This is a genomic window from Robbsia andropogonis (assembly GCF_000970345.1).
In the GTDB taxonomy this organism is placed as follows: domain Bacteria; phylum Pseudomonadota; class Gammaproteobacteria; order Burkholderiales; family Burkholderiaceae; genus Robbsia; species Robbsia andropogonis.
In genome coordinates this window covers 1-2,965 of the sequence record NZ_LAQU01000107.1, presented here as the reverse complement: position 1 = coordinate 2,965, position 2,965 = coordinate 1, and the positions used below count along the sequence as shown (strand labels likewise).

The following is a 2,965-nucleotide window of genomic DNA, read 5'->3' as shown; positions in this document are numbered from 1 at the left end:
TTGTCGACTCCTAAACAGGACTATTCATCCGTTGCGCCGCGCGCAAACACACTGATCAGCTTACTGGTGCCCATGGGCAGGATCGAACTGCCGACCTCTCCCTTACCAAGGGAGTGCTCTGCCACTGAGCCACATGGGCGAAACCGGCGCTACAAAAACAAACTGCACAACACCTGGAGCGGGTGAAGGGAATCGAACCCTCGTCGTAAGCTTGGAAGGCTTCTGCTCTACCATTGAGCTACACCCGCGGATTCAGTACCGCTCGAATTCCTTCGCCTGCCTTATTGCTGCGCTGCAAACCACCTGAAAGCCTGATCACGACGCACCGCAACTACCGCTTTTTGCGCCACACCGTCGAGCCTTCAGGTAACTTGACTTGAATTCTGGTGGAGGAGGTTGGATTCGAACCAACGTAGGCGTAAGCCAACAGATTTACAGTCTGCCCCCTTTAGCCACTCGGGCACCCCTCCGCAGAGAATTCGAGATTATGGAGATACTCCCGAGGACTGTCAACCATTTTCTGCGCCAACACGGTAAGCCGTTACTCCGCTTAGCCTGCATCGTCAGACGCTGTCAACGCATGCGGGATCTCAAAGGGGTTATGTTTCGCGCATACCCGTCGACCCTCCATGCGCTTTCGAACGGGATCGGTGCCGATCCCGTGATCATCGGAATGTACGGTGCGTCTCATCAGACGCCGATTGACTAAATAAGCCACGCATACACCGCCTTGTACGTCATCAGCGAGCCACCATACGCTCGTTTTTTGCGACGATTTCAGCGGTCTCCTTCGGATATAGACGAAACCTGTCACGGCGTTGCCGTCGGCGTCGGTCTATGCTGTCTTCGTCGTAGCGCGACACCACAAACTATTAGCGTTATCAACGCGAGGAGAAATGCGTGGCGGACGGCCAGCTTGCGCAGTATCGACGTTCAAGCATCCGCGGCCGTTATAGGCCTCCACCATCAGCGATGAAGGTGCCATACAGAGAACCGCTGTAAAGACGGTCCAAGGCGGTGCGCTCGGCACCGCGCGTGTGCCGTCTCAGCGCATGCCCGTCAGTCTCTGAAATAACGTCTTTCGCGGCCGTGGTTCTACACGCTCGAAAATAACGTTGAACAGTCGGCGATAGCGTTGCGGTGGGCAGCGCAGTGCATCAACGCCGTGCCAGGCGGTGACCGTATTTTTAAATAGAAAACTGCGATTATCGCGGATGTCGACAGCCCTCACCGACCCGAAGTCGGTGATATCAGGATTCTTTCGTCGGACCTTTTTATCACCTAGTACGAGGATACTGCCGCCCCACTCCTCGGACCAATCCGCCGCCGTGTTGAAATAAAAGATGTGCGTACCGAGTTTTTTATCGGTGTCACGGTGCGGCGACACTTCCGCCCCCTGGAATCCGAGATGCCAGGCAAATCGAACGGTCATTGGCTGAACACCGAAGGCGCGCTCGGCAAACGCCTGATATCGTCGACTGCTACGGATCTCTTCCATGAAGGCCTGCCATGGCGCAGGTAGGTCCGGAAGGTCCACCACGCCCGATTTTGACAGCGGCGCGGACGTTGTCGGGGCAATGGCCTTACCCGACGACGCCAGATCTTCCGTGCGTGCGATTGACAAGGGGCCGACCATTTCATTGTCGCCCCCATCACGGCAGTAGACACCCGGCGCGGCATTCTCGCCGCGATAGATATTGCGCTCAAACGCCAGATAATACCGGTCGTGCGAACGTTGCTGATCAGCGCGCGCTATGCCGCGATGCGTGTCGAAAAGCGCCACAGAGGGAAAGCTTTCCAGCAAAGCCGTGAATTTCTCGGGCAGCAGCAACGTCTCGAAGGCTTGCCAGGGGAACGGTTCACGTCGCCCGAATGCGTCGCCGCTGAAACCATCCAAAACGCTGTCATTGAAGAAACCGGACACGGCACTCCCCCTCATCGCTCGCGAGATTGATCATTCTATCAATCCTGACCGCTCCTCATGGATTTAGGTGAAGTAGCGCTGCAAATGCTTGATTTGATCGCAGCGGGACGATTGTCGACAAGCGCCCGGCGACCGTCGTCAAACACCCCTCTAGCGGGCCTTTCCACGGCGCGTACGGGCGCGCTGCCTGGGTCGATAGGGCACACGACTGTGCCGAGCAGGCATCAGCCTACCGGCGGCTAGTTGGCATCGTTCCGGTCCACGATTGCCTTAAGTGCATTAATCAAGCGAACCATGCTCAGATGGATCTCGCTGAGCAGACGATCGCTGGTTAGGAGCGAGCATCCGACTTCTCAAGCAAAGGGACTCTATCTTTTACTTAGGAAAACGATATGAACAAATGGTTTGTATTCATTCTTTTGTGGGCGATGGCCTTTTGCGTCGGCAACACCTACGCGAAGAACGAAGTTACCCGACAATTGGGCGGTGCCTGCGGTGAAGATAGCAATATCATCGCCGGTTGCGCATCCGGGCTCAGTTGCAAAAATGGGACATGTCAGATGAACAGCTTTCTGTCACCCGCCACGGTCGGCTGTAAACAAGCAATGAAAGACATGGGAGATGATAGCAAGTAGGTTGCGGTACACGACGGTTTCTGTTATGTCGATAGCGCTTGCCGAGGTCTGTACGAAAAAGCGATGACAGCGGCGAACGCCACATCGCATGTCCTCACCGCAAACGGCATAGATCCCACAGCCTTCGCCGCGCTGTCCGAACAGGATCGGAACGCATTTATCGTCGCGAGCGACGCTTGCCGGCAATGCGGCAAGTGCGCGATTGGTCGCCAATTTCTGGGTCGAGGGGGTTACTAGGGTGGGGGTGGATCAGGTGGGGTGGTATCGCGTGCGTGGGTCGCGGTGCGCTGTTGAAGCATGGCATGGTAGTGGCGCGCGTGCGCGGCCGCGCTCACCCATGCGCACGGGTGGTTCGCCGTGGTGCGGTGTTATGAGTGCATCTGGGGTATTGGAGTAAGCGGCTGGA

2 protein-coding genes and 3 tRNA genes are annotated in these 2,965 nt (G+C 56.7%); 1 reads left to right on the top strand and 4 read right to left on the bottom strand.

Annotated elements, in window-relative coordinates:
* Positions 1-64: 64 nt before the first annotated feature.
* The 4 genes from WM40_RS26110 to WM40_RS26095 form a co-directional block, all read right to left on the bottom strand.
* Positions 65-139: transfer RNA gene (locus tag WM40_RS26110), tRNA-Thr, on the bottom strand.
* Between the two features lie 35 nt (positions 140-174).
* A tRNA-Gly gene (locus WM40_RS26105) sits at positions 175-248 on the bottom strand.
* A gap of 136 nt (positions 249-384) precedes the next feature.
* Positions 385-470: transfer RNA gene (locus tag WM40_RS26100), tRNA-Tyr, on the bottom strand.
* A 575-nt stretch (positions 471-1,045) separates the two neighbouring features.
* On the bottom strand, positions 1,046-1,924 hold the full coding sequence (locus WM40_RS26095) for a 2OG-Fe(II) oxygenase (RefSeq protein WP_157793805.1): 879 nt from the start codon (positions 1,922-1,924) through the stop codon (positions 1,046-1,048).
* A gap of 392 nt (positions 1,925-2,316) precedes the next feature.
* On the opposite strand from WM40_RS26095, the gene WM40_RS26090 reads away from it, so the two are divergent.
* Positions 2,317-2,559, top strand: coding sequence for a hypothetical protein (locus WM40_RS26090; RefSeq protein WP_046154496.1), 243 nt, complete (start codon positions 2,317-2,319; stop codon positions 2,557-2,559).
* Positions 2,560-2,965: the final 406 nt, after the last annotated feature.

What these genes read in the sequence shown, in the direction of transcription:
- WM40_RS26090 (WP_046154496.1), top strand. Translation starts at nt 2,317, where the DNA reads ATGAACAAATGGTTTGTATTCATTCTTTTGTGGGCGATGGCCTTTTGC.